Genomic DNA, 25,444 nt, shown 5'->3' on the forward strand with positions numbered 1-25,444 from the left:
ATGAGTTGAAAGTGAAACTGGAGAACCTGTGAAGAAGCTGCCACCAAGTCATGGATGCACGTGCACTTCCGGTAATTCAGTGGGGCGTTGGGGTCCGGATCAGCAGTTCTCCGATTAGCAGCGCAACGCGCCCGCATGCTTTGATCCTTCGCATCGCGGGAGTCACACCATCGGTTCCCGATTTCGGGTACCCGACTGCCGCAGCCGCGGCCGGACCACCCCACCGGACGGTTCGGGCGCAGCTTTTTTCGAGATATTCATCGAAGGGAAACACCATGAACTCCATCCCCCAGGTTCAGACCCAGGAAATCTCCGACGCCGACCTGGACAACGTGTCCGGTGGCCTCCTCAACGGCGTGGTCGGCACCGCCACCAACACCGTTGACTCCATCGCCCCGGTCTCGGGTGCCGTGGGCACCGCCACCGGCCTGGTCGACGGCGCCACCGGCGCCAACGTCTCGGGCGTCGTCGGCACCGCCTCGGGCCTCGTCTCCGGTCTCTGAGTCGTCCCTGTACCGCTGAGCGGTACAGCCGGCTTTGAACGGTGACAACGGCAGGTCGGCGCCCCCTCCTTGCCGACATGCCGGGCCGCGTGCCCCGGATCCCTGGCTGTGCCCGGGACCGGGGCGCACGGCCGCCACCCGTCTGACAGACCATTGCAGTTGAGGGAAGAGTGTCGTGCAGTTCCGCCAACAGGCCCTTTCCAAGCTGCAGTCGCCCGAGGAGATCGATCTGCCGGTGCGCTTCGCCCGCCCCCAGGGCTGGCTCGTGCTCACCGTCACGGTCCTCTTCGTGATCGCCGCTTCCGTATGGGCGGTGACCGGCACCGTGTCGTCCACCCTCGGCGCGCCCGGAATCCTCACCCACGGCCAGGGCAGCTACATCCTGCAGAGCCCCGTCTCGGGTCAGGTCACCGCCGTGCTCGCCCAAGAGGGCAAGCGGGTGGCCGCCAACACCCCGGTGCTGAAGGTCCGCACCGCCCGCGGCACCACCGTCGTCCGCACGCTCGCCGCCGGCCGGCTGACCACGATGGTCGCCACGATCGGCTCCGTCGTCACCACCGGCGCCGATGTCGCCTCCGTGGAGCGCGTCGCCCACGCCCGCGACCCCCTGACCGCCACGCTGTACGTCCCGGCCCAGAGCGGCGCCACCGTCCCCGTCGGCGCCTTGGTCGACCTCACCGTCCAGTCCGTGCCGAGCCAGCAGTACGGCGTCCTGCGCGGGCGGGTCAAGGCCGTCGGCAGGACCGCCCAGACCCGCCAGCGGATCGGCGCCTACCTGGGCAACAGCCAGCTCGGCGAGCAGTTCTCGCAGCACGGCCAGCCCCTCGCGGTCCTGGTACAGCTCGACGCCGCCCCGCACAGCGCATCCGGTTATGCCTGGTCGGCCTCCGGCGGCCCGCCGTACGCCCTCGATTCGATGACGCCGGTCACCGGCGCCGTCCATCTGGCCGCGCAGCACCCGATCGATTGGCTGCTGCCATGACCGCCACCGACAACTCCGCGGCCCCGCAGCAGCAGCTGCCGCCTCCCGGCCGTGGCAGGCACCGTCCCGAACCCGCGCCCGGCGCCCGCCGGACCCGCCGTGCCGCGCCCGCCCCGAAGCCCGGGAAGACGAAGACCGTACGCACCCCCACCGTCCTCCAGATGGAGGCCGTGGAGTGCGGCGCCGCCTCGCTGGCCATGGTGCTCGCCCACTTCGGGCGGCACGTACCGCTGGAGGAGCTGCGGATCGCCTGCGGCGTCTCCCGCGACGGCTCGCGCGCCAGCAATCTGCTCAAGGCCGCCCGCAGCTACGGCCTGCAGGCCAAGGGCATGCAGATGGAACCGTCCGCACTCGCCGAGGTGCAGGCGCCGGCCATCCTGTTCTGGGAGTTCAACCACTACGTCGTCTACGACGGCACCAGCCGCCGCTTCGGCCGCCGGGGCGTCCGCATCAACGACCCCGACAAGGGCCGCCGCTTCGTGCCGACCGAGGACTTCGACACCAGCTTCACCGGTGTCGCCCTGGTCTTCGAGCCCGGCGAGGACTTCCGCAAGGGCGGCCGCAAGCCCGGCGTGCTCGGCGCCGTGCCCGCCCGGATGCGCGGCACCACCGGCACCCTGCTGGCCGCGCTGCTCGCCAGCCTGCTGCTGGTCGCGGTCGGTGCGGCGGTGCCCGCGCTGAGCCGTACCTACATCGACATGTTCCTGATCGGCAACCAGACCTCGCTGCTGGGGCCGCTCTTCGCGTCGATGGCCGCGATGGTCACGCTGACCGCCGTGCTGACCGGACTGCAACAGGCGAACCTGCTGCGCGGCCGCATCATCTCCTCCACTCTGACCAGCGCCCGCTTCCTGCGCCACCTGCTCAGACTCCCGGTCACCTTCTTCGCCCAGCGCAGCCCGGCCGACCTGGTCCAGCGCCTGCAGTCCAACGACGCGGTCGCCGAAACCCTGGCGCGCGACCTCGCCGCCGCGGGCGTGGACGGGATCGTGGTCATCCTCTACGCCTTCCTGCTGTGGACCTACGACCCCCAGCTGACGGTCATCGGCGTGGGCATCGCGCTGCTCAACGTGGTCGCCATGCGGATCGTGATCCGGCTGCGCGCCACCCACACCCAGAAGCTGCGCGCCGACACCGCCCGGCTGACCAACACCTCCTACACCGGTCTGCAGCTCATCGAGACGATGAAGGCCACCGGCGGGGAGAACGGCTACTTCCGCCGCTGGGCCGGCCAGCACGCCACCACGCTGGAGGTGCAACAGCGCCTCGGGGTCCCGAGCGCCGCGCTGGCCGTCGTCGCCCCCACCCTGGCCACGCTCAACAGCGCACTGATCCTGTGGATCGGCGGGCTGCGGGCGGTCGAGGGCCATATCTCCATCGGTCTGCTGGTCGCCTTCCAGGCGCTGGTGACCCGCTTCACCGCACCCATCACCCGGCTCAACGGAGTGGCCGGCCGCATCCAGGACTTCGCCGCCGATGTGGCCCGCCTCAAGGACGTCGAGAGCTTCCCCGTCGACACGCTCTACTCGCGCCCCGAGCCGGACGCCGACACCCGCCGCCTCAAGGGCCATGTGACGCTGGAGGACATCACCTTCGGCTACAGCCCGCTGGACAAACCGCTGCTCACCGGCTTCTCCCTGGCCGTCGGCCCCGGCCGGCAGGTCGCCCTCGTCGGCGGCTCCGGCAGCGGCAAGTCCACCGTCTCCCGGCTGATCTCCGGCCTCTACAGCCCCTGGGAAGGCACCATCCGCATCGACGGACAGCGCCTGGAGGACCTCTCGCGCAGCGCGCTGGCCGCCTCCGTGTCCTTCGTCGACCAGGACATCTTCCTCTTCGAGGGCACGGTCAGGGACAACGTGGCGCTGTGGGACCCGTCCATCCCGGACGACGCGGTCATCACCGCCCTCCAGGACGCCGTGCTCTACGACGATGTGATCGCCCGTCGCCCCGACGGCATTTACAGCCGCGTCGAGCAGGACGGCCGCAACTTCTCCGGCGGCCAGCGCCAGCGGCTGGAGATCGCCCGCGCGCTGGTCCGGCGCCCCAGCATCCTGGTCCTCGACGAGGTCACCAGCGCCCTGGACGCGCAGACCGAGCAGACCATCATGGACAACCTGCGGCGGCGCGGCTGTGCCTGCGTCGTCATCGCCCACCGGCTCAGCACGGTCCGCGACAGCGACGAGATCGTGGTCCTCGACCACGGCGTGGTCGTCGAACGCGGCCGGCACGAGAACCTGGTCGCCGCCGGGGGCCCGTACGCCGAGCTGGTCAAGGAGCACTGACGTGTCATCCATGCCCCCGCCCGCGGTCGTGGGACCGGGCGACACCGACGCGGTGACCCAGGCGTTGGGCGGCCTCGGCACGCCCGTCGACTGCACCGGCCTGCGCAGCGTTCCCCTGGAGGGCCCGCATGTGCTGTGGCTCGTCACCGGCGGATCGCTCGACCTCTTCGCGGTCGACGCCGTCGAGGAAGGGCACTGGCACTTCCTCGGCCGTCTCGAAGCGGGCACCCTCCTGCTCGGACCGGTCGCGGGCCCGCACCACACCCTGCTCGGCCGGCCGTCCCAGGACTGCCTGCTGCGCCGGATCGAGCTGCGTGAACTGCCCCGGTACGAGTACGGGGAGTACGGCGACACCGGGTCCATCCCGCAGTACGGCACCCAGGACGGCTACGGCTACGACACCGGCCACGGCGGCCAGGGCGAGGCGCTCTCCGCGCTGGAACACGCCTTCGCGCTGGGCACGGCCCGCAGCCTGGGCGTGCTGTTCGAGGCACCGCTCGACGGCCGGCCCGCCGATGAAGCGGTGGCCGACGACGACATCCTGTGGATGCCGGTCCCGCCCGGCAGTGTGCAGTACGGCGCCTCCTACAGCGCGGAGGCGTCCGGCGATCTGCTGGTGGACCCCGAGCTGTGGCAGCAGATGGTCAATCAGCAGTACCGGCTGCTGTCCGCCGTCGACCGCTGGATCGAGCAGCTGGAGCGCGCCCACGAGGATCGCACGGCAGCCGGCATCAAGGCGGGCGAGGCCGTCCGCGAGCGGGCCGACCAGGCGCTGATCGCGTCCATCGGCCGCCAGGACCGGTCCGGACGGGGCAGCGCCGCGACGGACCGGGCCGGCGACGACGCCACCTTCGCGGTCTGCCGCACGGTCGCCGAGGCGGCCCGGATCACGCTGACCGAGCCGCCGAAGGGCGCCGCCGCCAACGACCGCATCACCCCCGTCGAACGCATCGCGGTCAGCTCGCGGATCCGCACCCGCGCGGTCCGTCTCCAGGGCCGCTGGTGGCGGACCGACACCGGACCCCTGGTGGGCCACCGCGCCAAGTCCGGTGCCCCCGTGGCGCTGCTGTGGCGCCGGGGCCGCTACGAGGCGGTCAACCCGGCCTCCGGGCTGCGGATGCGTATCGACAAGGACAACGCCGACGCCTTCGAGCCGCGCGCCGTGATGTTCTACCGCCCGCTGCCGGAGCGGCCCATGAGCCTGTGGCGGCTGATGCTCTTCAGCCTGCGCGGCTCCCGGCTCGACCTGCGGAATCTGGCTCTCGCCGGGCTGGTGACGGTGGGGCTGGGCGCCCTCGTCCCCCTCGCGACCGGCAAGGTGCTCGGGGAGTACGTCCCGAGCGCCGACAAGAGCCTGATCGTCCAGGTCTCGCTGGCCGTCATCATCACCAGCGTCGTCTCCGCCGCCTTCATGCTGTTGCAGAACCTCACCGTGCTGCGGATGGAGGGCCGGATCGAGAGCGCGCTGCAGCCGGCCGTGTGGGACCGGCTGCTGCGGCTGCCGACGAAGTTCTTCACCGAACGCTCCACCGGAGAGCTGGCCAGCGCCGCGATGGGCATCAGCGCCATCCGGCGGGTGCTGTCCGGACTCGGCCCGGTGGCCGTGCAGGCCACGACGGTCGGCGCGATGAACCTGGTGATGCTGCTCCTGTACAGCGTGCCGCTGGCGATGGCGGCGATCGCCATGCTGCTCGTCATCGGTGCCGTGTTCCTCGCCATGGGCCTGTGGGAGCTGCGCTGGCAGCGCCGGCTGGTCACGCTCGGCAACAAGCTCAACAACCAGGCGTTCCAGACCCTGCGCGGCCTGCCCAAGCTGCGGGTCGCCGCGGCCGAGAGCTTTGCCTACGCGGCCTGGGCCCGGGAGTTCGCCCGCTCCCGCGAACTCCAGCAGAAGGCCGGCCGGATCAAGAACCTGACCACCGTCCTCAACGCCGTCTACCTGCCGGTCTGTTCGCTCATCATGTTCATGCTGCTGGCCGGACCGGCCCGCGGCAGCATGTCGGCCGCCTCGTTCCTCACCTTCAACACCGCGGTGACCATGCTGCTGACCTCGGTCACCCAGATCACCGGCGCCTTCATCTCGGCGGCCGCCGCGATGCCGATGTTCGAGCAGATCAAGCCGGTCCTGGACGAGAAGCCCGAAGTACGCGGCGCCAGCGCCCAGCCCGGTGCCCTGTCCGGCGGCATCGAGGCCAAGAAGCTGTCGTTCCGCTACACCGAAGACGGCCCGCTCGTTCTCGACGACGTCTCGTTCCAGGTCCGGCCCGGCGAGTTCGTGGCCGTCGTCGGCCCCAGCGGCTGCGGCAAGTCGACCCTGCTCCGGCTGCTCATCGGCTTCGACAAGCCGACCTCGGGCCATGTGCTCTACGACGGCCAGGACCTGGCCGCCCTGGACCAGGCGGCGGTGCGCCGCCAGTGCGGCGTCGTCCTGCAGAACGCCCAGCCCCTCACCGGCTCGATCCTGGACTGCATCTGCGGCGCCGAGTCCTTCACCCAGGAAGAGGCCTGGGCGGCCGCCGAGATGGCGGGTCTGGCCGAGGACATCAAGCGGATGCCGATGGGCCTGCACACCATGATCTCCGGCGGCGGCGCCATCTCCGGCGGCCAGCGCCAGCGGCTGATGATCGCCCAGGCGCTGGTCCGCCGCCCGCGGATCCTGTTCTTCGACGAGGCCACCAGCGCCCTGGACAACGAGACCCAGCGCATCGTCATCGACAGCACCCGCAAGCTCAGCGCCAGCCGCCTGGTGATCGCCCACCGGCTGTCCACGGTCATGGACGCCGACCGCGTGATCGTCATGGCGGACGGCCGGATCGTCGAGCAGGGCGCCCCGGCCGAGCTGCTTGCCGACACCGGCGGTCGGCTGCACGATCTGGTGCGGCGCCAGATGACCTGACCCGCCCCGGCGGGATCCCGCCGCCGCTCCGCCCGGTCGAGCCTTCCCGGCATACCGGCAAAGCACCCCATATCGTGCAGGGAGCGAGCGGAGGATGCGATGGCCAGCAGCAGGGACCTGTTCCACGGGATGCCGCCCGACCGGCGCCGGCGGCTGACCGATATCGCCGTCGAGGTGTCGCTGCCGCGCGCCAGCCGCCTCTTCGAGGAGGGTCGGCGGGCGGACCACTTCTGGATCATCCGCAGCGGACAGGTGGTGCTCGATCAGCGGGTCCCCGGGCGCCGCGCCGCGGTCGTCGAAACGCTCGGCCGGGACGAACTGCTCGGCTGGTCCTGGCTGTTCCCGCCCTATCTGTGGCACTTCGGAGCACAGACCGTGGGCCCGGTCGAGGCCGTGGAGTTCGACGCCAAGGTGGTCCGCGCCCTGTGTGAATCCGACCCCGTCCTCGGCCGGGCGATGTACCGCTATGTCGCCGAAACGGTGGCCGACCGGCTGCACGGCACCCGGGTCCGGCTGCTGGATCTGTACGGTCCCCAGGGCAGCGGCCTCGATCCCTGACCGGCGTGACCGCTGACCGGCGTGACCGCTGACCGGCGTGACCGCTGACCGGCGCGCGGTCGCCGGCTTGTGACGGATGCGCTACGTCGCGCACAGGGCTGTGCCGAACACCTTCGCGACCGCGTCATTCGCCTTCTCCGGCATGGTGAGGCTGGTGTTGACAGCAAGGGAGATCTGCCGCTGACCGCCGGCCGACGTGAAGCTGAAGGTGCTGTAGCCGGGGATGCTCCCGGTGTGGCCCCATACCGGCTTCTCCCCCGGGCAGTAGGCGGCTCTGCTCTCCAGGCCCAGCCCGTACATCCGCTCCGGTCCGCGATCCGTATCCCGGAACGCCCGCATCTCCTGCCACAGATGGGACGGCAGCAGCCCGCCGCCGGAAAGGGCGCGGTAGAAGCGGTTCAGGTCGGCGGTGGTGGAGACGATGTTGCCTGGGCCCCAGAACGCAGTGGGGCTGAAGTCGGTGAATTCGTCCGGTGCGTTCTTTCCGGGAAGCAGCTCGTAACCGTTCAGGTGACGGCCGGGCAGATGAGCGGTGGTGGGGATGCTGGTTCCGGTGAGGTGGAGCGGGTGCACGATGCGACGGTCGATCTCGTGGTTCAGCGTACGACCGGTGGCCTTCTCGATCAGCATGGCCAGGATCACGTAGTTGGTGTTGGAATACGCCCACTTCCCGGGCTGACCGGGGTTGAACGGGCGGGGCTCTTTCAGCGCGATCCCCACAAGCTCGCGGGCGGTGTAGTGGGAATGCTGGAGCTTGTGTAAGGGGTCGTGGCCGCGCCGGAGCACGTCGGTGTAGTTGGGGATCCCGCTGGTGTGGTGCAGCAGTTGGCGTACGGTGACGGGCGTGCCGTCGTCCCCGTCGGGGACAAGCCCGGGCAAGTGGCGTCCGATGGGGTCGTCCCCTCCGATCCGTCCCTCGTCGACCAGTTGCAGCACGACCGTGGCGACGAAGGTCTTGGTCACGCTCCCGGCCCGGAACCGGTCGCCGGGCTGGGCCGGCCGTCTGTCCTGGAGGTCGGCGGCGCCGCTGCTCACCCGCCAGACACGGTTGTTCTCCCGTACCTCGGCTATCGCTCCGGGGGCACCCTCGGCAACGATGCGGTCCAGGGCTTTCTGCAGCGCGGCACCCTTGCCGGATCCACGCGCGGCCGCCGCGTCCTTCGTGTGCTCACCGGCGGGAGCGGCAGCAGCCGGAACGGCTGTGGAGACAAGGGCTGCTGCGGAAAACAGGGCGGCAACGGCAACTGTTCTCTGGTACATGGGCACATCCCTTTCATGGCATATGGGGTGCCCTCACCGTATGAAGTCCGTCCTTGATCGTGATCACGATCAAGGACGATCACGTATCCGGATTCCCCTACGGATTCCCCTGATGCCGCGTCAGGGTCCTGCATGGCAGGGCACTTGCCCGCGGTCGCGAACGCTGCGGAGGCCGATGGCCGATGGCCGGTGGCGGGGGCGGGCGGTGCGGCCTTCGGCGCGGGGTATCGCATCCAGCAGGGGTAACAGTTGGGGGCGGGCCTCTACCCCTTCGCCACGGCTTGCTCAACGTGGCTGCAGGCAACGAGACATGGGCCCACCACACCATTCTGTTGGCTCCGCTCAGGCGCCGTCACCCTCCCCGGCGGAGGCCGGCCTGTCCGGCTCCTCCTCGGCGTCGCGGAGCAGGAGTGCGGCCGGCGCCAGTGCCGCGCCCCGTGGTGTGGACAGGTCGAGCAGGACGTCATCGAGCCGGTGCAGCCCGGCGGGGTGCCCGCAGGCACGGGCCACCCGGACGATCCGTGCGGCGGTACGTGCCGCCTCCGGGATCCGGGCGCCCGTTTCCGCCTGCACGGCGGCGAGCCGTACGCCCGGACCGCAGACCCCGTCGAGCAGTCCGGCGAGTGCGGGCGGCGGCTCTGCCCCGCCGGGCACGATCGCCCTGCCCCCGGTGCCGTCGAGCAGGGCGGCCACCTCCCTGCCGAACGCGCGGTCCAGCGCCGCCTGAAGCCGTCGCCCCACGCGCCGGGCGGCAACCGGAGCCCGGGGGCCGCCCGGCAGCTGGACGAAGAGGACCAGCGACGGCCCGTCGAGCCCGCTGCCGGCCGGAGGAGGTGCGGTGCCCTCCAGCAGCCCGCGCAGCAACGAACGGTGCTCCGCGGGCCGTTCGGCGGTGAGCGCGGCCTGCTCGTCGAGGTAGGTCTCGGTGACCGCGTGCACAATCCGCTGCCCGGCCCCGAACAGATAGCCCGCCAGCTCTACCAGTGCGGCCTCCTCGCCCGGCCGGGCCGCGTCCCGCAGTGCCTGCCACAGCACCCGCACCCCCACACAGTGCGTGGTCAGCAGCAGAGGCAACGGCATGCCCTCCTCGGCCCGCTGGGCGGCGCGTTCGCGGAAGACGTCGAAGTCGCCGGGTGCGGTCCGGGGACCGGGGTCGTGCGTCACCCGGTCCAGGAACAGCCGCAGCCCGTGCCGCGCGGTCGCCGCGATCTCCACGTCCTTGACGTCGGCGGGGAGTTCGGCATAGCCGTGCAGCTGCTCGAAGGCGCCCCGTCCCTCACCCGGCCACGAAGTGGCTCGGCCGGCCCTGGCGGAACACCAGCCGGCCAAGCCGCTCGGCGTCCGCCCGGTGCAGCAACTCCCGCCGCCCGTCGCGGTGTTCGAGCACACAGGAGTGCCAGGGCGTCATCCACACATCGGGCGCATCGAGCAGCCGTATCCCGAACTTGGCCGAGCCCCGCGGCTGCGGATGAATGGAGAGCCGGATGGCGCCCGGGTGGTGCGCGCCGATCAGCTCGCCCCAGGCGCGGCTGCGCTGCATCACACCGTAGGCACGGCGGCGGCAGTCGCGCTGCCACGCCGAACGGGTGCCCGTGAACGAGGCCGAGTCCTCGGCGAGGAAGCGGGTGATGCCCTGGTACAGGCGGCGCGTCGGTTCGTCGCTGCGCGTCAGGGACCGCAGGTCCTCCAGGGCCGGGGCGTAGCGGTCGTGGACGAGGGCCCGTTTGGCGTCGTGCGACAGCCGCTGCCCGTAGACCTGGCGCAGGTCGAAGACGTCCAGCCGGGTCAGGCCCTCGTCGTGGATCAGTACGCGCAGGGCGTCGGCGTAGGCATCGATGTCCCGGTCCGGCACGTGGATGAGATCACTGAAGACATGCCCGTCCGAGCAGATGACCACCCGCGCCCCGGGCGGGTGGACGGCCTCGATCCGGGCACACAGGGCGTCCAGGAAGCGCAGCGCCAGCCGTTCGCCCTCGTCGGGGAGGTGGCCGAGCACCTTGGCCGGATGGGGTGATTTGCAGGGGAAACCCGGAAGGGTGAAGACGAGGGGTGCGCCCGCCGCCACCGGAGCGGCGAGCTGCCGCAGTTGGGCGGGGAAGGCGTCGGGGGTGTCCATGTCCATGTCCCCGTCCTCGTGGCCGGAGTCCAGGGTGCGGCGGTAGGGCAGCAGCTCGGCGAGCACCGCCGCGCAGCCGGCCGGGTGGCCGTCGGGCACACCGGGGCGCGGTCGGGCCGGGCTGGTCAGCACGCGGCATCCGGTCCGTTCGTGACCGGGCAGGTGGCATGTGGTCCCTCCGTGACCGGACGGGGAACATCCGGTCGGTCCGTGACCGGACAGGTGGCACCCGGTCTGTCCGTGACCGGACGGGGGACATCCGGTCGGTCCGTGACCGGACAGGTGGCACCCGGTCCGTCCGTGACCGGACGGGGGACATCTCGCCCGTTCGTGACCGGACAGGCGGCCGGTGCGCCGTAAGTCACCGGCAGCCGGTCGACCCCGCGTGCCAGTACCGCCGGGATCCAGCCCAGCTCGCCGTCCGGGACGGCGAGCCGCAGCTCCGGCAGCCGTCTCAGCAGGGTGCCCAGGGCGATCTGGAGTTCGATACGGGCGAGAGTGGCGCCGGGGCAGAAGTGGACGCCGTGGCCGAAGGCGAGATGCGGGTTGGGGGTGCGGTCGAAGTGCAGGGCGTCCGCGTCGGCAAACCGGCGCGCATCGCGGTTCGCCGCACACAGCGACACGATGACGGAGTCGCCCGCCGGAATCCGGGTCCCGTGCAGATCGGCGTCCTCCGCGAAGAACCGCCAGGTGGTCAGCTCGAAGGCGCTGTCATAACGGAGAAGTTCCTCGACGGCGCGGGGCAGCAGCTCCGGCCGGCCGGCCAGCTCCGCCAGGTGGGCGGGGTGGCGCAGCAGGGTCACCAGGGCGGTGGTGATCTGGTTCGTCACCGGTTCCTGCCCGGCGACCAGCAGCTGGAAAATCATCGAATCCAGCTCCTCCTGCCCGAGCCGGCCGTCGTCGCGGGCGGCCACCAGCCGGGAGAGCAGATCCTCGCCCTGCTCGGCGCGCTTGTGGACGACGAGATCGGCGATGTACTGCTGCAGCGCGCGCAGCCGTGCCTCGTACGCCGGACGCCCCGGATCCGACGGGCCGACGGGCTGGACCACCTTGCCCCAGTCCCGGTCGAAGCGCTCCTCGAACTCCGTGGGCAGCCCGATGACTTCGGCGAGCACCTGGAACGGGAAGCGCCCGGCGAACACCTCGACCAGATCGGCCTCGCCGGCGTCCGGGAGGCCGTCGAGCAGGGCATCGGCCATCTCCTGGAACCGGGGGCGGAGCCCTTCGACGCGCTGGGGTGCGAAGGCGTCGGTGATCAGCCGGCGCAGCGCGGTGTGCCGCGGCGGGTCCTGGTGGAGCAGATGCACCTGGAGCTGGGAGTGCTGGGGCTCGGGCATGATCGAGGCGCGGGCCCGCCAGGCCGCGTTGCCACGTGAATGGTGTTTGCCCAGCCGTACGTCGGTCAGCGCCTGGTGGGCGGCTTCGTAGCCGGTGACCAGCCAGGCGCACACGCCGCTGGGGAAGCGCACGCGGTGGACCGGGCCGCGCGCCCGCAGCTCGGCGTACAGGGGATAGGGGTCGCGGGTGTACTCCGGCCCGTACAGCTCTACGGGGTCGATGGGGTTGACGGGATCGACGGGGGCGGCAGGGGCGATGGGGGCGGCGTGATCGGGCGATGTGGACATGGGGGTCCTCCTCAGCAGACGTCGGGTGATGACGAACCGCGCCTGTACGGCGCACCGTTGGAGAGGTCGTGCGCGGGGCACGCCGAGTTCCCGCCGGGGGCCGCGGATTTCGGCCGGGAGGCGGCCGGGCCGAGGCCGAAGAACGCACCGTCCAAACCCAGTTAGTCGGGCCCGAACGCCGGTGAGTTCCGGCGCGGGAACGGGATGAACCTCACCCTCCGGCCGGCCCCCGATCCGCCGCTCGGCACCGCCTCCACCTGCCACCATGACGCGATGCCACGCTCTTCGGCCGACCGCAGTCGGCCCCCTCTTCGCCAGGCCGTCGCACGGTTGCTGCCCGCCCGGCCGGTCCTGGGTTTCCTCCTGCTGCTGGCGCTGCTCGGCACCCTGTCGTACGCGGCCGGTGCCGCCGCCGGTCCGGTGGCCCCGGATCTGCATCCGGCCGGCGGCACCCGTACGGGAGGCGGCACGCCCGCCGATGACGGTGACATGGGCGGGATGCACGGCATGGGCGGAATGCAGGGCATGGGCGGCGCGGCCCCTCGCCCCGTGCAGGGGGGAGCACCGCGATGACGCCGCAGCCCCGTCCCGGCCCCCCGTCGCCCCCCGACGCGGCATCGGCCCCGCCCCGCACCACCACCCTCACCATCGGCGGGATGACCTGCGCCGCCTGTGTGGGCCGGGTCGAGAAGAAGCTCGGCCGGCTCGACGGCGTCGCCGCCTCGGTGAACCTCGCCACCGGCCGGGCAACGGTCAGTCACCCGGCGGCGGTGTCCGTCACCGACCTCGTCACCACCGTCGAGGCGGCCGGATTCACCGCCCGGCTCCACGAGCCCGCCCCGGCACGGGACGCGGACGACCCACCGTCGTCCGAAGCGAGCCCCGGCGACTCGCCGTCGCCCGCCGCCCGCCCTGACAGCCGGGACGACGACGGCGACCGCGCCGAGCGGCACCGGCTGCTGCTGACCGCGGTGCTCTCGCTCCCCGTCCTGGTGCTGTCGATGGTGCCCGGCTGGCAGTTCCGTAACTGGCAGTGGCTGTGTTTCGTGCTCGCCGCGCCCGTCGCCGTGTGGGGCGCCGCCCCCTTCCACGCCCGTGCGCTGCGCGGTCTGCGGCACGGCGCCGCCACCATGGACACCCTGGTCTCGCTGGGCGTCGCCGCCTCCTTCAGCTGGTCCGCGTATGCGCTGTTCCTCGGCGGGGCCGGTGCGCCCGGTATGACGATGCCGTTCAGCCTGCTGCCCGCGGCCGGTGACGGGGCCGCGCACCTGTATCTGGAAGCCGCCGTCGGTGTACCGCTGTTCGTGCTGGCCGGCCGGCGGATGGAGGCCAGGGCCCGGCGCGGCACCGGAGCCGCGCTGCGCGCGCTGGCCGAACTCGCCGCCAAGGACGTCGAGGTACGCACGGCCGACGACGGAGAGCTTCCCCCGGGCGGACAGCGCCGGGAGTGGGGGAGGCGCATCCCCGTGGACCGGCTGCGGGCCGGTGACCACTTCCTGGTCCGGCCCGGGGAACGGGTCGCCACCGACGGCACCGTCGTCGACGGTAACTCCGCCCTGGACCTCTCCCTGATCAGTGGGGAGAGCCGCCCCGTCGAGGTCGGTCCGGGCGCGGCGGTCGTCGGCGGCGCGGTCAACTCCGGAGGTCTGCTGGAGGTACGGGCCGACGCGGTGGGCGCCGATACCCAACTCGCCCGGATCACCCGCCTCGTCGAGGACGCCCAGACCGGCAAGACCAAGGTCCAGCGGCTCGCCGACGCGGTGGCGGCCGTTTTCGTCCCCGCCGTCCTGTCCGTCTCGGTCACCGTCCTGGGCTTCTGGCTCGGCGCCGGAGCCGACCCGCAGTCCGCGATCACCGCGGCGGTGGCCGTCCTCGTCGTCGCCTGCCCCTGTGCGCTGGGGCTGGCCACCCCGACCGCGCTGCTGGCCGCCACCGGCCGCGGTGCCCAGCTCGGGATCCTGGTCCGCGGCCCGGAGGCGCTGGAGCGACTGCGCCGCATCGACACCGTCGTCCTCGACAAGACCGGCACTCTCACCACGGGCCGGATGAGCGTCACCGCCCTCACCGCGCGCACCGGCGGCCTGGACGCCCTGGAGGCGCTACGGCTGGCCGCCATCGTCGAGCAGGGCTCCGAACATCCGCTGGCCGGCGCGATCGGCGCGGCCGCCGATGCCCGGCTGCCGGGACACCCGCTGCCCTCGGGACACCTGCTGCCCTCGGGACACCCGCTGCCGTCGGGACAACTACTGCCCCCGGAACAATCTCTGCCGCCGGTCAAGGACTTCGGTGCCACCCCCGGATACGGCGTCCACGGTACGGCCGGCCGGCACCGGGTGGAGGTCACCCGCCCCGGCGACCTCACCGGCCTGCCCGCTCCGCTGCCGGACGCGGTGCACACCGCGGAGGCGGCCGGCCACACCGCCGTCCTGGTCACCGTCGACGGCACCCCGGAGGCCGTCATCGCGGTCGGCGACGCCCTCCGTCCCGACAGCTACCGCGCCGTCGACCATCTGCGCCGTCTGGGGCTGCGGCCGGTTCTGGCCACCGGCGACCGGGACGCCACCGCCCGAGCCGTGGCCGGCCATCTCGCCATCACCGAAATCCACGCCGGGGCCCGCCCCGAGGACAAGGCAGCCCTCGTCACCACCCTCAAGGAGCAGGGCGGACGGGTCGCCGTCGTCGGCGACGGCGTCAACGACGCGGCGGCCCTCGCCCTCGCCGACCTCGGGATCGCGATGGGCAGCGGCACCGATGCCGCGATCGGCGCCGCCGATGTCACCCTCGTGCGCGAGGACCTTCAGGCCATCCCCGACGCGGTACGCCTGGCCCGGCGCACCCTGGGCACCATCCGCAGCAATCTCGTCTGGGCCTTCGGCTACAACCTCGTCACCGTGCCGCTCGCCGCCGTCGGCCTGCTCAGTCCGATGCCGGCGGCCGCCGCCATGTCCGCCAGTTCCCTGCTCGTCGTGGGCAACAGCCTCCGGCTGCGCGCCTGGCGACCGGGCGGGCCCGGCAGGCCGGCCCGCCGCCCCCACGGCCGGCGGCCCCAACCCCGTGGGGAGACCTCATGAAACGGCCGTCCCTTCCCTCCTCCGCTTCCCTCCCGTCCCTCTCGTCCGTCGCCGTACCGCTGCTCACCTGTCTGGTGACCCTCGGCGCGCTCACCGCGTGGACCGCCGGCGGCAACGCGGGCAGCCCCGCGGAGCTGAGGATTCCCGAGGGCCGGGTGCTGATCCCCTCGGGATCCGAGGCGACCGCGGCGTTCTTCACCCTCCGCAACACCGGCGGCGCCGATGACGTCCTGACCGGCGTCACCGGCCCCGCCGGCCATCGTGCGATGCTCAGCCGCACCGTCGACATCGGGCACAACGCCCGGAGCATGGCGATGGTCCGCGGCGCCACCGTCCCGGCGGGCGGCGCGCTGACCATGACGCCGACCACCCTGGACGTCATGGTCAGCCCGCCGCCACGGCTCGCGCCCGGCGACCGGCTCACCTTCACGCTGCACTTCCGCCACAGCCCGCCACAGACCGTACGGGCCCGAGCGGTACGTCCCGGCAGCTGAACTGAACCGCGGGCCCTACGCCATGGGCCGCACGCCACGGGCCCCACGTCACGGGGCCGATGCCACGGGACCCACTTCACGGGCCTCATGCCACGGGCCCCACCGTCACGGGGCTCATGGACCGGCCCTTCGCCCGTCCATGAGCCCCGTCGCTCTGCCGTGTGCTCCGCACCCTGTGCGCGGCCGTCAGGCCACGGCGTCCGCGTAGACCCGCGGCCCGTGGGCCCGCTCCGGGCGCTTCCCGTCCGGGCGTTCCCCTTCCAGGAGCTTCCCTTCCGGGCACTCCGCATCCGTCAGCAACCCGACCAGCGTCTCCCGGGCGCGCGCCACCCGGGACCGCACGGTCCCCACGGGACAGCCCATGACCCCGGCCGCCGCCGCGTACGGCAGCCCCAGCAACTGCGTGAGCACAAACGCCTCCCGCCGCTGGGGCGCCAGCGCCGTCAGCAGCTCGGCCAGCGCGATGCCCTCGTCGAATCCCGGCACACCCCGCGGCTGCACCCGCTCCGCGGCCGTCTGCCAGTCGTCCGTCGCGGCCAGCCGGGGCCGCGCCGCAACGGACCGGATGCGGTCCGCCACGACCCGCCGGGCAATGGTCAGCAGCCAGGTACGCGCCGACGACCGGCCCTCGAACCGCGGCAGACTGCGCAGCGCCCGGACATAGGTGTCCTGCATCAGATCGTCGGTCGCCTGCGGATCACCGCTGAGATGCGTCACATAGCGCCGGACATCGAGCTGCGTGGCCCGCACGAACTGCTCGACGGCCCTCTCGTCCCCGGTGCGGGCGGCCAGCGCCCAGCCCGTCACCGCCTCGTCATCCCGCATGCCGCGACCGCCCCTCGCCGCGCCACCGTGCTTCGGGGAGGATGGACGCATGCTCTGCTCGCGCATCCGTACGGCACTCTCCGCCCGCCTCGACGGCGAGGAACTGCCTCCCGGGCTCGCCCCCGGCCGGCTCGACGACCACCTGGCCGGTTGCCGGGACTGCCGACGGTGGGACGCACAGGTACGGGCCCTGACGACCGGCTTCGACCGCGCCGCCGCGCACCCCGCAGACGAGCCGGCGGCCACCGGGGCGCTGCTCGCCCGACTGCGTGTGGTCTCCGCGGAACCGGCGATGTCCGGCATGGCGGACACCGGCACGGGAGACACCGGCACGGGAGATACCGGCACGGGAGATACCGGGACGGCGGACACCGGCACAGCGGACACCGGCACAGCGGATACCGGCACAGCGGATACCGGCGGTACACCCGCCGGCTGACGCGGTGGCCGGCGGGCGCCCGCCTCCGTCGGCCGGCGCGCCGGGGAGGGACGCGGGCGGCAGCGCCACCGGCATCCGGACAGGAATCATCATCTGGAGTCCTTCGCATGATCCGGTCGCCGCGCGCGGCGGGGACCGGTGAAGTCGGAGCCGGGACGTCGCCGGGTGCGCTCGGCACCCGGCCGTCCGCCGGCTCTGGAGTTCGACCGTGCTGTCAGCCGACAGCCGGCTCCTGCGGTGGACCCCGCAACGACCTCGTATACGCCAGCAGCAACTGCCGCACCGCACGCCGCGGCTCCTGACGGGCGGCGCGGACGGCGGGCCGCGGATCGGGCAGCCGGATCCGCAGGACGAGCACCAACGGCGCGAACAACCAGGCCGACAGGCTCCGTACGAGCTGGAACGCCGCCCGCTCGCCACCCCACAGCCACCCCGCGCTGAGCAGGGCGACCAGCAGGTGGGCCGCCAGCATGCCGGTGGCACTGCCGTGCATCCCCGGCATCTGACCCGCGTGGGCCATGCCGCTCATGCCGCTCATGGAGTCCATGTGCCCCATGCCGGCCATGTCCCGCATGCGGCTCGCGCCGTCCGTCGAGGGCAGGGCCGTCATCTGCTGATGCATCAGCTGGATCAACCGGGCGCTGCCGTGCCCGGAGAGCTGCGTCCCGTCCGCCCCGCACAGCCAGGTCTCCGCCCACCGGCGCGCGAGCGGGCTCTCGTCCCCACCGGAACCGGCGACCGCCTGGCCCAACGAGAAGGCACTGTGCAAGGCCGCCTGGGTGCCAACGGTCAGCACCCCCACGAGCAGCGGCCCGCGTTCCCGGCCCGCGCAGCACCAGGCGCCGGCCGCGGTCCCCACCCCGGCGGCGAGCAGCATCCACGCGGGTACCACGGCATCCGACATCACCATGTGCCCCAGCGCGGCGAGCAGCACACACACCACCGCGAACACCGCGGCGCGTAGCCCCCTGAGAACCTGCCCCGCATCCATGACAGGCCCATCGTCGCACCCCTGACCCGCAGCGGAGCGAGAGGGGCCGGTTCGCACCCCTGGTCGGCGGGCGTGTACGACACGATCATGTCGCGGCGCCAGTCGCGGGCGGTCCACAGAGTGAAGCCGATCCCGTCACCCGGGGCCTGGATCGGATACTGCTCCACCCACGCGGCGAGCATGAGTTCCAGGCCGGCGGCAGCATGGTCCCAGCACCACTGTTCACCGGCTTCGTCACCCGCCACGACGGTGCAAAGACACGGGGCGGGGCCACGGGATCAGCGCCGGGATGCGGGCGCGGTAAGCCTCGTAGGAGGTACCGGACTGACCGGCCGTCATGCCGTCCTCGATCCGGACCGGCGCAGCAGCCGGGGGCCGGCGACCGTCAGGTAGCCGATTCAGATGCAGCAGGGCGGTGGAACGAGCACGAGCAGGGCGCCCGAGATCCTTCCCTGCGGGTGGGCGCCGCGCCGGCGGTACGGGCCGCTCCGGGATGCAGCGCACCCGCATCCCGGAGGAGCCCGGTCGCCGGCCCCGGGAGGTTGACGGCACCTCCCTCTCCCTACGGCCGGGGCCCGACGACCCTTTCCCCGTCCCGTACGGTGATCGCGGCGGCCGGACAGACGTCGGCGGCGTCCAGCGCACGTTCGTCCTTGTCGATCCGCTCCTTGAGCGGACGGGCATGCGCGCCGTCCAGGACGAAGAGGTCCGGCGCGATGGCGGCGCAGGACCCCGAGGCCATGCACTGCCCGGGGTCGATCTCCAGCTTCCAGGTCATCAGTTCACCACCCCACCGGCATGACGCGGGGGCCGCGCACCAGCATCTCGCTCTTCCACACCACATCGCCCGCCGGCCGCAGATCCGGGAACCGGGTGATCAGGGCGATCAGCGCCTCCTGGAGCTCCAGTCGGGCCAGCGGCGCACCCAGACAGTGATGGACCCCGTGACCGAACCCGAGGTGCTGGGTCCCGGCCCGCGAGATGTCCAGCGCCCCCGGTGAGTCGAAGCGCAAGGCATCCCGGTTGGCCGCGCCCACCGCCACCAGGACCGGGGTGCCGGCCCGTACCAGCGTCCCGCCGACCTCGACGTCCTCCGTCGCGTAACGGGGCTGGCTCGCACCGCTGCCGAGCGGCACGAAACGCAGGAGTTCCTCCACGGCCCGGCCGATCAGCTCCGGCTTTTCGCGCAGCAGCGCGAGCTGGCCGGGGTGGTCCAGCAGCGCCAGAACGAAGTTGGGAATCTGGGTGGCGGTGGTCTCGTGCCCGGCGACCAGGATGCCCACGCAGAGGTCGACGAGTTCGAGTTCGGACAGCCGGTCGTTGACGTCCCGGGCGTCGATGAGCGCCGTCATCAGGTCGTCCTGCGGCGCGCCCCGGTGCTGCTCGATCAACTGCCGCATATAGGAGCGGAGTTCTTCTTGATTGGCGTCGAATTCCGCCGCGGTGAGGGAACTTGTCGACAGGGCGGCGTCACTCCACACCCGGAACCGCGGCCGGTCCTCGGCCGGGACACCGAGCAGGCGGCAGATCACCGCGACGGGGATGGGCAGCGCATAGCGGTCCACCAGGTCGGCGGGCGGCCCGGCCGCCGCGAGCTCGTCGAGCAGTTCGTGCGCCAGTTGCTTGACCTGCGGCCTGAGCTTTTCGACCTGCCGGACGGTGAAGGCCTTGGCCACCAGGGTGCGCAGCCGGGTGTGGTCGGGCGGGTCCATGCCCAGGATGCCGCTGTCGCGGCGCCCTTCGGACTGCCGGGGCTCGTCGTGCCGGACGCCCTCGGCGCGGCTGAAGCGCTGATCGCCGAGGACGAACCGGGCCTCGGCGTACCGGGTCACGAGCCAGGCCGGCTCGCCGTACGTCATCCGGACTTTCAGCAGCCCCGGACGGTTGCGGGCGTGCTCGTACTCCTCGGACAGCTCAAGGCTCTCGGGGACATTGAAGGGGTAGGAGAGGGGTGCTGTGTCGGCTGTGGTCAAGGTGACCTCCCTTGTGTAAGCACCTGCTTACATAAGGTAGGACGCCCCCCTCGGGCCGGTCAACGATCGATTGTGGCCGTCATTCTGACGGGCCAACGGAGAGGAGCGTGGTGATGGCGGAGTCCCCGCAGCACGGCGCGGAGAGCGCATACCGCCGTAGTGCACAGGGCACCCGGCTGCGGTTGCTCGATGCCGCGTCGGAGCTGTTCGCCGAGCGTGGCTACGAACGGGCGACGGTGCGCGATATCGCGGCCCGCGCCGGCGCCAATCAGGCCCTGCTGTTCCGCTACTTCGGCTCGAAGCGGGCGCTGTTCGGGGAAGTCATGGCACGTGGCGGCCATGAACAGCTGCGTACCACTCCCGCCGAGCGGCTGTTCGAGGTCGCGCTGCGCGGCATGCTGGCCGGCGGCCGGGAGGAGGGCGCCGACCGCTCGCTGGAGGTGTGTCTGCGCTCCATCGGCGGCAGCGACGAGATCGCGGAGGCGCTGCGGGGGCTGGGGGAGGAGTACGCGGCGGTGCTCGCCACGCTCTCCGAGTCCGATACCGGGACCTTGCGGGGCGATCTGGCGCTGTCCTGGCTACTGGGAATTGGCCTGATGCGTGTGGTGGTCGGCAAGGAGCCACTGGCGAGCGCCGATCCCGACACGGTCTGCCGGCTCGTGGTGGGCGCCCTGGGCGGTCTGCTGGAGAGCCTGCCGCAGACCGACGGGTCGGTGGCCGCGGAAAGCGGCCGGATGCCGGAGTGAACAGGGGGCCCGCGACGTGGGCTGTTGGGGTGCGTGCTGCGTTCCAGTGATTCTGCGGCGGGTCGCGGGTCGATGGGCAGAACTACCCTTATTGTCACTTTTGCAGAGAATATTCTTTTTCTGCAGAGTCGAGTGAAGGTGGAATCATGCACCCTTCGATCCCTCGCGGCCTTGCCGTGGCCGGTCTGGCCGCGGCTGCCCTGGTGGTGCCGACGGCAGGCGCTGCCACCGCCGCAACCCCGGTCCCCAGCAGCTCACAGAGCGCCAAGTGCTTCTCGCACCACTGCGACAGGGGCCACTACGGCGACCGGCACCACAACCGCCACCACAACCGCCACCACGGCCACGGTCGCGGCCACGGCCGCTTCGGTCACGGTGGCCACGACGGCTACGACGGCTACGGCCGCGTCGGCGCCCGTGACGACGGCTTCGGCCGTGACAGTGGCTATGACCGCGACGGCTTCGGCCGCGAGGGCAACGAGCGCGACGGCAACGAGCGCGACGGCAACGGGCGTGACGGCAACGGGCGTGACGGGCTCGGCGTGGGCAGGGACGGTCTGGGCAAGGACGGGCTGCTCGGCCTCGGCCTGCTCGGCGTCGTCTAGACACTGTCGGCTGATCAAGCGAGGGGCCCGGGATCGTGATCCCGGGCCCTCTGTATGCCGTGTCACATACCGATCTCCACCGGTCTCCGTGGCGCGAGCGGGGCCCACGTGCCGACGGGTACGGCAGGTATACGACCCGGCGGGGGCGCCCGGTCAATGGGAAGAATGCATTCCGCCCGGCCGCCCCGCCGCATTTCACCGTTCAACGTTTTCGGATTCCGGTGAATCGTTGTCACGAGGCTTGCGGAGTGGCAGGATTGCACCGTCACATCGCGAATGGGGGATTTGCGACCAACGCGGACGGGGGAACGGTCCCTTCCGCGGAGAGCGCACCTGACCCGTGCGCCGGCCAACAAGCCCATGGGTAACTCGCCACTGCGAGTGCACTTGCTTTGTGCTGCCCATTTTCAACGGTTTGGATTCTGGTCCGTCACCACGCACGGGTGGCCGAACGCCGGGCCGGAATGCCCCGGTACAAGGCATCTCAGGAACCTGCCTGAGAAGGGGGAGTCTTTCTTATGCTCAACTTCGGGACGGTCGCCGGAGAAACAGCCCGTCAGGTCTCCGGCGGTAAGCGGGGAGACGTTCCCGGAATGGTGCGCAGCGCCTACCAGGCACGGGAATCCCAAGACTTCATCATTCCGGACGGCTGTATCCCTCACTTCCCGGAAAGCCGGACCTCCCGGATCATTGCACGGCCCGCATTCCCGGGCGGGAGCCGCAACTCCGCTTCCGCGCCACGTCGTTGGACGGTGTGGAGAGTCCGGTGCCTGATTCCTGATACCTGACGCCTGATACCTCGCCTGATCGAACGCCGCTCCATCTTCGAAGGACCGGGTAGTACCTCGCCGATGGACGTGCTGCGGCCGTTCCTCGGTCTGGAGAGCCCCACAGACCTTGCCGCCGACCTCGAACAGGCCCTTGAAAAGGCCGCTAAGGACAACCGTTGAGTTCCAGGACGCCCACCCCCCACCCCGAGGCCGCACCGCCCAACTCCTCCTCGCAGACCGGCGCCACGACCCCGGAAGGTACCGACGCACCCCCGGCCGCCGGGCCGGACCGCCGCCCCGGCCTCTTGCGTGACGCCTCACTGTCCGCCGTACTGGCAGGCTTCGTCGCCGTCGTCGTGTCGTACTCGGGCCCGCTCGTCATCGTGCTCGCGGCGGCCTCAGCCGGGCATCTCGATACCGCCCAGACCAGCTCCTGGGTATGGGCCATCTCCATCGGCAGCGGCCTGACCTGCATCGCGCTCAGCCTGCGTACCAAGATGCCGGTGATCACCGCATGGTCGACACCGGGCGCGGCCCTGCTGGTCACCAGCCTGGGGGCGTACTCCTACGCGGAAGCCATCGGGGCCTTCCTGATCACCGGACTGGTGATCACCCTGGTCGGCCTGACCGGGGTGTTCGGGTGGCTGATGCGGCAGGTGCCCACCGCCGTCGTCTCCGCCATGCTCGCCGGCATCCTGTTCTCGTTCGGCACCGGCGTCTTCACCTCCCTCAAGACCGCGCCCCTCATAGCCGGTGCCGTCCTGCTCGCCTATCTCCTGGCGAAGCGGTGGCTGCCCCGGTACGCGGTACTCGTCGCCCTGGCGGCGGGCGTCCTCGCCAGTGCGGCAAGCTCCCGGCTGGACATCCACCTGGACCGGATCGAGCTGGCCAAGCCGGTCCTGACGACCCCGGACTTCTCGCTCGCCTCGCTCATCGGTATCGCGGTGCCCATGATCCTGGCGACGCTGGCCTCGCAGAACGCACCGGGCATGGCGGTACTCACCGCGTCCGGCTACCGGCCCGAGGACCGCCTCCTGATCGGTTCGACGGGCCTGGTCTCCACGCTGCTGGCCCCGTTCGGCTCGCACGCCATCAACCTCGCGGCGATCACGGCCGCGATCTGCACCGGTCCCGAGTCCCACCGCGACCCCCGGCGCCGCTACGTGGCCGGGGTCTCCTGCGGAGCGTTCTACCTCCTCATCGGGGCGTTCGGCTCGACGCTGGTGGTGCTCTTCGCGGGACTGCCCAAGGAACTCGTGGCGGCGGTCGCCGGAGTCGCGCTGCTCGGCGCCCTGGCCGGCGGCCTGACCGGTGCGGTGAAGGAGGAGAAGGACCGCGAGGCGGCCCTGATCACCTTCCTCGCCACCGCCTCCGGCGTCACCCTCTTCGGCATCGGCTCCGCCTTCTGGGGACTGCTCTTCGGGGTCATCGCCCATCTCGTCCTGACCCGGTGGCGCGGTACGTCCGAAAAAACCGCTGCCTGACCCGAGCCGCCGCTCACCGTCGGCCGGCGCCACCCGTGCCGGCCGGGCGCTGCAAGGCCGCCGGGCCGCAGGACTGCCGGACACCCTCCGTATCCGGCAGCCCGCGCCACCCGGCAGGCCCGGTCCATCCGCCGTACGGCAGACGGGATTACGGGAACGATCAGCCGGAGCCGGAGCCGGAGCCGGAGCCGGAGCCGGAGCCGGGCCCGGCGCCGTCCCGCTTCAGATTCGTCACCTTCTGCGGCAGCCGCCCCGCACCGCCGGCGAGCGGGGGAGTCGAGCCGGGCGCGGTGGTCCCGTTCTTCAGGCTGTCGAGAATGGCCAGCCCCTCGCCGACGATGCCGGAGGCGATCTCATTGATCCCGTCGGTGCCGTTGAGGACGGTGAGCCGGGAACCGGACAGGCCCTCGGCCGCCGCCTTGGCGAGGGCGGGAAGGTTCTCGATGGTGCGATTGGCGGCGATCAGCTCCTGGTTGCCGTCCCGCAGCGAGCCCGCGAGGGCCGTGTTCGCGTCGGCCCGGGCCTGAGCGACCGCCCGCTCGCTGTAGGCGCGGGCGTCCGCCTCGAAGCGGACCTGGTCACGCTGTGCCTCCGCCAGGGTGCGCAGCCGGTAGGCCTCGGCGTCCGCCGGGCGGCGCACCTCGGCCTCCAGCCGCTGGGCGGCGAGCGAGGCCTGCCGCTGGGCCAGCGCGGTCTGCTCCTCGATGACCTCCTGCGAGGCCCTGGCCTGCGACAGCGGGCCCGCCTGTGCGGCGCGGGCGTTGGACTGCTCGGTCTCGGCGAGGAAGCCGGCCCGCTTGATCGCGGTGTCCCGCTCGTACTCCGCCTTCAGGGCCGCCGCCTGCTGCTCCCGCTCGGTGGCTTCCTGGTCGGCCTTGGCCTGCGCGATCCGGGCCGCGCTGGCGACCGCCGCGGCGTGCGGAGCGGCGAGATTGGTGATGTAGCCGGAGGTGTCGGCGATCTCCTGGATCTGCAGGGCGTCGACGACGATGCCGAGCTTCTCCATCTCGGAATGGCTGCCGTCCTTGACCTCCTGGGCGACCCGGTCCCGTTCCCGGATGATCTGTTCGACGGTCAGCCCGCCGACGATCGAGCGCAGGTGACCGGCGAAGATCCGGCCCACCAGCTCTTCCATGGTGGTCTGCTCGTCCAGGAAGCGGCGCGCGGCGTTGGCGATCGACGTCTGGTCGTCACCGACCTTGAAGACGGCGACCGCCCGGACCCCGATCCGGATGCCCTGCTGGGTGACGCAGTCCTCGGAGATCTCCGCCTCCCGCAGCGACAGCGCCAGCACGCTCGCTTTCTGCTTGACGGGCATGACCCAGCAGCCATGGCCCGTGACGATACGGAATTGGGCGTCCCCGGTCCGGCGCTTCGAGCCGGAGATCAACAGCGCCTCGTTCGGCGCAGGAACATGCCAGAACAACATCGGAAGGCTCCTGGTCCGTTGCGACCGGCCCCGGGCCGGTGGGCGGGGACCGCCGCGGGAAGGGAACCGCCCGGGTGGCCGGGCGGGATCTTCAGGACGGTCCGGTCAGGCGGGCAGCGGCGCGACGATCACCGACCGCGCCGAGGTGTGCTCCACCACGATGACCTGGGTATGGCGGGCGATGGGCTCGCGGGACCAGGCGGCGAAGGCCTCGGTCCCGCCGCGTACGGGCAGCAGCACCTCGCCGGGGCCGTCGGCCGGGATGGAGACGGTCACCCGCCCGATCAGGCCGATCGGGCTGAAGTCCGTGTCATCCGTTGCGCTCACCCGGGCTCCGTCGCTGGTCAAAGCCGCTGCCCGATTCAAGATCCCGGCAGCGGGAAATCCTCGACAAC

21 protein-coding genes and 1 pseudogene are annotated in these 25,444 nt (G+C 71.8%); 12 read left to right on the top strand and 10 right to left on the bottom strand.

Going from position 1 to position 25,444, the window contains the following annotated elements; translation table 11 throughout:
- Positions 1–275: 275 nt before the first annotated feature.
- The 5 genes from OHS81_RS33345 to OHS81_RS33365 all read left to right on the top strand — a co-directional run bounded on the left by OHS81_RS33345 (position 276) and on the right by OHS81_RS33365 (position 7,221).
- Entirely contained in the window at positions 276–503 is a 228-nt protein-coding gene (locus OHS81_RS33345; RefSeq protein ID WP_328389467.1) for a type A2 lantipeptide, read from the top strand.
- A gap of 175 nt (positions 504–678) precedes the next feature.
- Positions 679–1,485, top strand: a complete 807-nt coding sequence (locus OHS81_RS33350; protein ID WP_328389469.1) for an HlyD family efflux transporter periplasmic adaptor subunit — start codon at positions 679–681, stop codon at positions 1,483–1,485.
- The gene (locus OHS81_RS33355; RefSeq protein WP_328389471.1) at positions 1,482–3,767 is read left to right on the top strand and encodes an NHLP family bacteriocin export ABC transporter peptidase/permease/ATPase subunit; all 2,286 of its coding nucleotides are present in this window, start codon (positions 1,482–1,484) and stop codon (positions 3,765–3,767) included. The genes OHS81_RS33350 and OHS81_RS33355 overlap by 4 nt, the downstream gene beginning before the upstream one ends.
- A 10-nt stretch (positions 3,768–3,777) precedes the next feature.
- A complete protein-coding gene (locus OHS81_RS33360) occupies positions 3,778–6,663 on the top strand; it encodes an NHLP bacteriocin export ABC transporter permease/ATPase subunit (protein ID WP_328391604.1) in 2,886 nt (961 codons plus the stop codon).
- A gap of 99 nt (positions 6,664–6,762) precedes the next feature.
- Positions 6,763–7,221, top strand: a complete 459-nt coding sequence (locus OHS81_RS33365; RefSeq protein ID WP_328389473.1) for a cyclic nucleotide-binding domain-containing protein — start codon at positions 6,763–6,765, stop codon at positions 7,219–7,221.
- 81 nt (positions 7,222–7,302) lie between these two features.
- Here the strand turns inward: OHS81_RS33365 and OHS81_RS33370 are convergent, their stop codons facing one another.
- From OHS81_RS33370 to OHS81_RS33385, 4 genes and pseudogenes are all read right to left on the bottom strand, one after another.
- Entirely contained in the window at positions 7,303–8,481 is a 1,179-nt protein-coding gene (locus OHS81_RS33370; protein ID WP_328389475.1) for a serine hydrolase domain-containing protein, read from the bottom strand.
- 342 nt (positions 8,482–8,823) lie between these two features.
- The gene (locus OHS81_RS33375; protein WP_328389477.1) at positions 8,824–9,810 is read right to left on the bottom strand and encodes a PucR family transcriptional regulator; all 987 of its coding nucleotides are present in this window, start codon (positions 9,808–9,810) and stop codon (positions 8,824–8,826) included.
- The gene (locus OHS81_RS33380; RefSeq protein WP_328391606.1) at positions 9,758–10,726 is read right to left on the bottom strand and encodes an isocyanide synthase family protein; all 969 of its coding nucleotides are present in this window, start codon (positions 10,724–10,726) and stop codon (positions 9,758–9,760) included. The genes OHS81_RS33375 and OHS81_RS33380 overlap by 53 nt, the downstream gene beginning before the upstream one ends.
- A gap of 224 nt (positions 10,727–10,950) precedes the next feature.
- A pseudogene (locus tag OHS81_RS33385) lies at positions 10,951–12,222 on the bottom strand (cytochrome P450 family protein); the annotation flags it as partial.
- A 204-nt stretch (positions 12,223–12,426) separates the two neighbouring features.
- Here OHS81_RS33385 and OHS81_RS33390 point away from each other — a divergent pair.
- From OHS81_RS33390 to OHS81_RS33400, 3 genes are read left to right on the top strand one after another with little or no spacing between them, the layout of a single operon-like run.
- Positions 12,427–12,795 (top strand): hypothetical protein, encoded by a 369-nt coding sequence (locus OHS81_RS33390; RefSeq protein WP_328389480.1) that lies wholly within the window; start codon positions 12,427–12,429, stop codon positions 12,793–12,795.
- Positions 12,792–15,293, top strand: a complete 2,502-nt coding sequence (locus OHS81_RS33395; protein ID WP_328389482.1) for a heavy metal translocating P-type ATPase — start codon at positions 12,792–12,794, stop codon at positions 15,291–15,293. The genes OHS81_RS33390 and OHS81_RS33395 overlap by 4 nt, the downstream gene beginning before the upstream one ends.
- The gene (locus OHS81_RS33400; protein WP_328389484.1) at positions 15,290–15,787 is read left to right on the top strand and encodes a copper chaperone PCu(A)C; all 498 of its coding nucleotides are present in this window, start codon (positions 15,290–15,292) and stop codon (positions 15,785–15,787) included. Before OHS81_RS33395 ends, OHS81_RS33400 begins: the two co-directional genes overlap by 4 nt.
- A 186-nt stretch (positions 15,788–15,973) precedes the next feature.
- On the opposite strand, the gene OHS81_RS33405 is transcribed toward OHS81_RS33400, so the two are convergent.
- On the bottom strand, positions 15,974–16,612 hold the full coding sequence (locus tag OHS81_RS33405) for a sigma-70 family RNA polymerase sigma factor (RefSeq protein WP_328389486.1): 639 nt from the start codon (positions 16,610–16,612) through the stop codon (positions 15,974–15,976).
- Positions 16,613–16,661: 49 nt separating this feature from the next.
- On the opposite strand from OHS81_RS33405, the gene OHS81_RS33410 reads away from it, so the two are divergent.
- Positions 16,662–17,051, top strand: a complete 390-nt coding sequence (locus OHS81_RS33410) for a zf-HC2 domain-containing protein (protein ID WP_328389487.1) — start codon at positions 16,662–16,664, stop codon at positions 17,049–17,051.
- 214 nt (positions 17,052–17,265) lie between these two features.
- Here OHS81_RS33410 and OHS81_RS33415 read toward each other — a convergent pair whose 3' ends face one another.
- The 3 genes from OHS81_RS33415 to OHS81_RS33425 all read right to left on the bottom strand — a co-directional run bounded on the left by OHS81_RS33415 (position 17,266) and on the right by OHS81_RS33425 (position 20,015).
- Positions 17,266–18,042, bottom strand: a complete 777-nt coding sequence (locus tag OHS81_RS33415) for a PE-PGRS family protein (RefSeq protein WP_328389488.1) — start codon at positions 18,040–18,042, stop codon at positions 17,266–17,268.
- A gap of 562 nt (positions 18,043–18,604) precedes the next feature.
- Positions 18,605–18,820 (bottom strand): ferredoxin, encoded by a 216-nt coding sequence (locus OHS81_RS33420; protein WP_328389490.1) that lies wholly within the window; start codon positions 18,818–18,820, stop codon positions 18,605–18,607.
- Positions 18,821–18,824: 4 nt separating this feature from the next.
- Positions 18,825–20,015 (bottom strand): cytochrome P450, encoded by a 1,191-nt coding sequence (locus OHS81_RS33425; protein WP_328389492.1) that lies wholly within the window; start codon positions 20,013–20,015, stop codon positions 18,825–18,827.
- 113 nt (positions 20,016–20,128) lie between these two features.
- On the opposite strand from OHS81_RS33425, the gene OHS81_RS33430 reads away from it, so the two are divergent.
- From OHS81_RS33430 to OHS81_RS33440, 3 genes are all read left to right on the top strand, one after another.
- Positions 20,129–20,761, top strand: a complete 633-nt coding sequence (locus OHS81_RS33430) for a TetR/AcrR family transcriptional regulator (RefSeq protein ID WP_328389494.1) — start codon at positions 20,129–20,131, stop codon at positions 20,759–20,761.
- A gap of 146 nt (positions 20,762–20,907) precedes the next feature.
- The gene (locus tag OHS81_RS33435) at positions 20,908–21,366 is read left to right on the top strand and encodes a hypothetical protein (protein WP_328389496.1); all 459 of its coding nucleotides are present in this window, start codon (positions 20,908–20,910) and stop codon (positions 21,364–21,366) included.
- A gap of 946 nt (positions 21,367–22,312) precedes the next feature.
- Positions 22,313–23,620: a benzoate/H(+) symporter BenE family transporter gene (locus OHS81_RS33440; protein WP_328389498.1), complete on the top strand. Its 1,308-nt coding sequence runs from the start codon at positions 22,313–22,315 to the stop codon at positions 23,618–23,620.
- 160 nt (positions 23,621–23,780) lie between these two features.
- Here OHS81_RS33440 and OHS81_RS33445 read toward each other — a convergent pair whose 3' ends face one another.
- Together OHS81_RS33445 and OHS81_RS33450 are read right to left on the bottom strand one after the other, a co-directional pair.
- Entirely contained in the window at positions 23,781–25,049 is a 1,269-nt protein-coding gene (locus OHS81_RS33445) for an SPFH domain-containing protein (RefSeq protein ID WP_328389500.1), read from the bottom strand.
- Between the two features lie 105 nt (positions 25,050–25,154).
- Complete coding sequence (locus OHS81_RS33450; RefSeq protein ID WP_328389502.1) at positions 25,155–25,376, bottom strand: hypothetical protein; 222 nt, start codon at positions 25,374–25,376, stop codon at positions 25,155–25,157.
- Positions 25,377–25,444 lie beyond the last annotated feature (68 nt).

The organism is Streptomyces sp. NBC_00400, from assembly GCF_036048035.1.
Classification (GTDB): Bacteria; Actinomycetota; Actinomycetes; order Streptomycetales; family Streptomycetaceae; genus Streptomyces.

Coding starts and splice junctions, on each gene's coding strand:
- OHS81_RS33430 (WP_328389494.1), top strand. CDS start 20,129: ATGGCGGAGTCCCCGCAGCACGGCGCGGAGAGCGCATACCGCCGTAGT.
- OHS81_RS33410 (WP_328389487.1), top strand. CDS start 16,662: ATGCTCTGCTCGCGCATCCGTACGGCACTCTCCGCCCGCCTCGACGGC.
- OHS81_RS33345 (WP_328389467.1), top strand. CDS start 276: ATGAACTCCATCCCCCAGGTTCAGACCCAGGAAATCTCCGACGCCGAC.
- OHS81_RS33395 (WP_328389482.1), top strand. CDS start 12,792: ATGACGCCGCAGCCCCGTCCCGGCCCCCCGTCGCCCCCCGACGCGGCA.
- OHS81_RS33360 (WP_328391604.1), top strand. CDS start 3,778: ATGCCCCCGCCCGCGGTCGTGGGACCGGGCGACACCGACGCGGTGACC.
- OHS81_RS33370 (WP_328389475.1), bottom strand. CDS start 8,481: ATGTACCAGAGAACAGTTGCCGTTGCCGCCCTGTTTTCCGCAGCAGCC.
- OHS81_RS33445 (WP_328389500.1), bottom strand. CDS start 25,049: ATGTTGTTCTGGCATGTTCCTGCGCCGAACGAGGCGCTGTTGATCTCC.
- OHS81_RS33400 (WP_328389484.1), top strand. CDS start 15,290: ATGAAACGGCCGTCCCTTCCCTCCTCCGCTTCCCTCCCGTCCCTCTCG.
- OHS81_RS33405 (WP_328389486.1), bottom strand. CDS start 16,612: ATGCGGGATGACGAGGCGGTGACGGGCTGGGCGCTGGCCGCCCGCACC.
- OHS81_RS33420 (WP_328389490.1), bottom strand. CDS start 18,820: ATGACCTGGAAGCTGGAGATCGACCCCGGGCAGTGCATGGCCTCGGGG.
- OHS81_RS33365 (WP_328389473.1), top strand. CDS start 6,763: ATGGCCAGCAGCAGGGACCTGTTCCACGGGATGCCGCCCGACCGGCGC.
- OHS81_RS33355 (WP_328389471.1), top strand. CDS start 1,482: ATGACCGCCACCGACAACTCCGCGGCCCCGCAGCAGCAGCTGCCGCCT.
- OHS81_RS33415 (WP_328389488.1), bottom strand. CDS start 18,042: ATGGATGCGGGGCAGGTTCTCAGGGGGCTACGCGCCGCGGTGTTCGCG.
- OHS81_RS33390 (WP_328389480.1), top strand. CDS start 12,427: ATGAACCTCACCCTCCGGCCGGCCCCCGATCCGCCGCTCGGCACCGCC.
- OHS81_RS33435 (WP_328389496.1), top strand. CDS start 20,908: ATGCACCCTTCGATCCCTCGCGGCCTTGCCGTGGCCGGTCTGGCCGCG.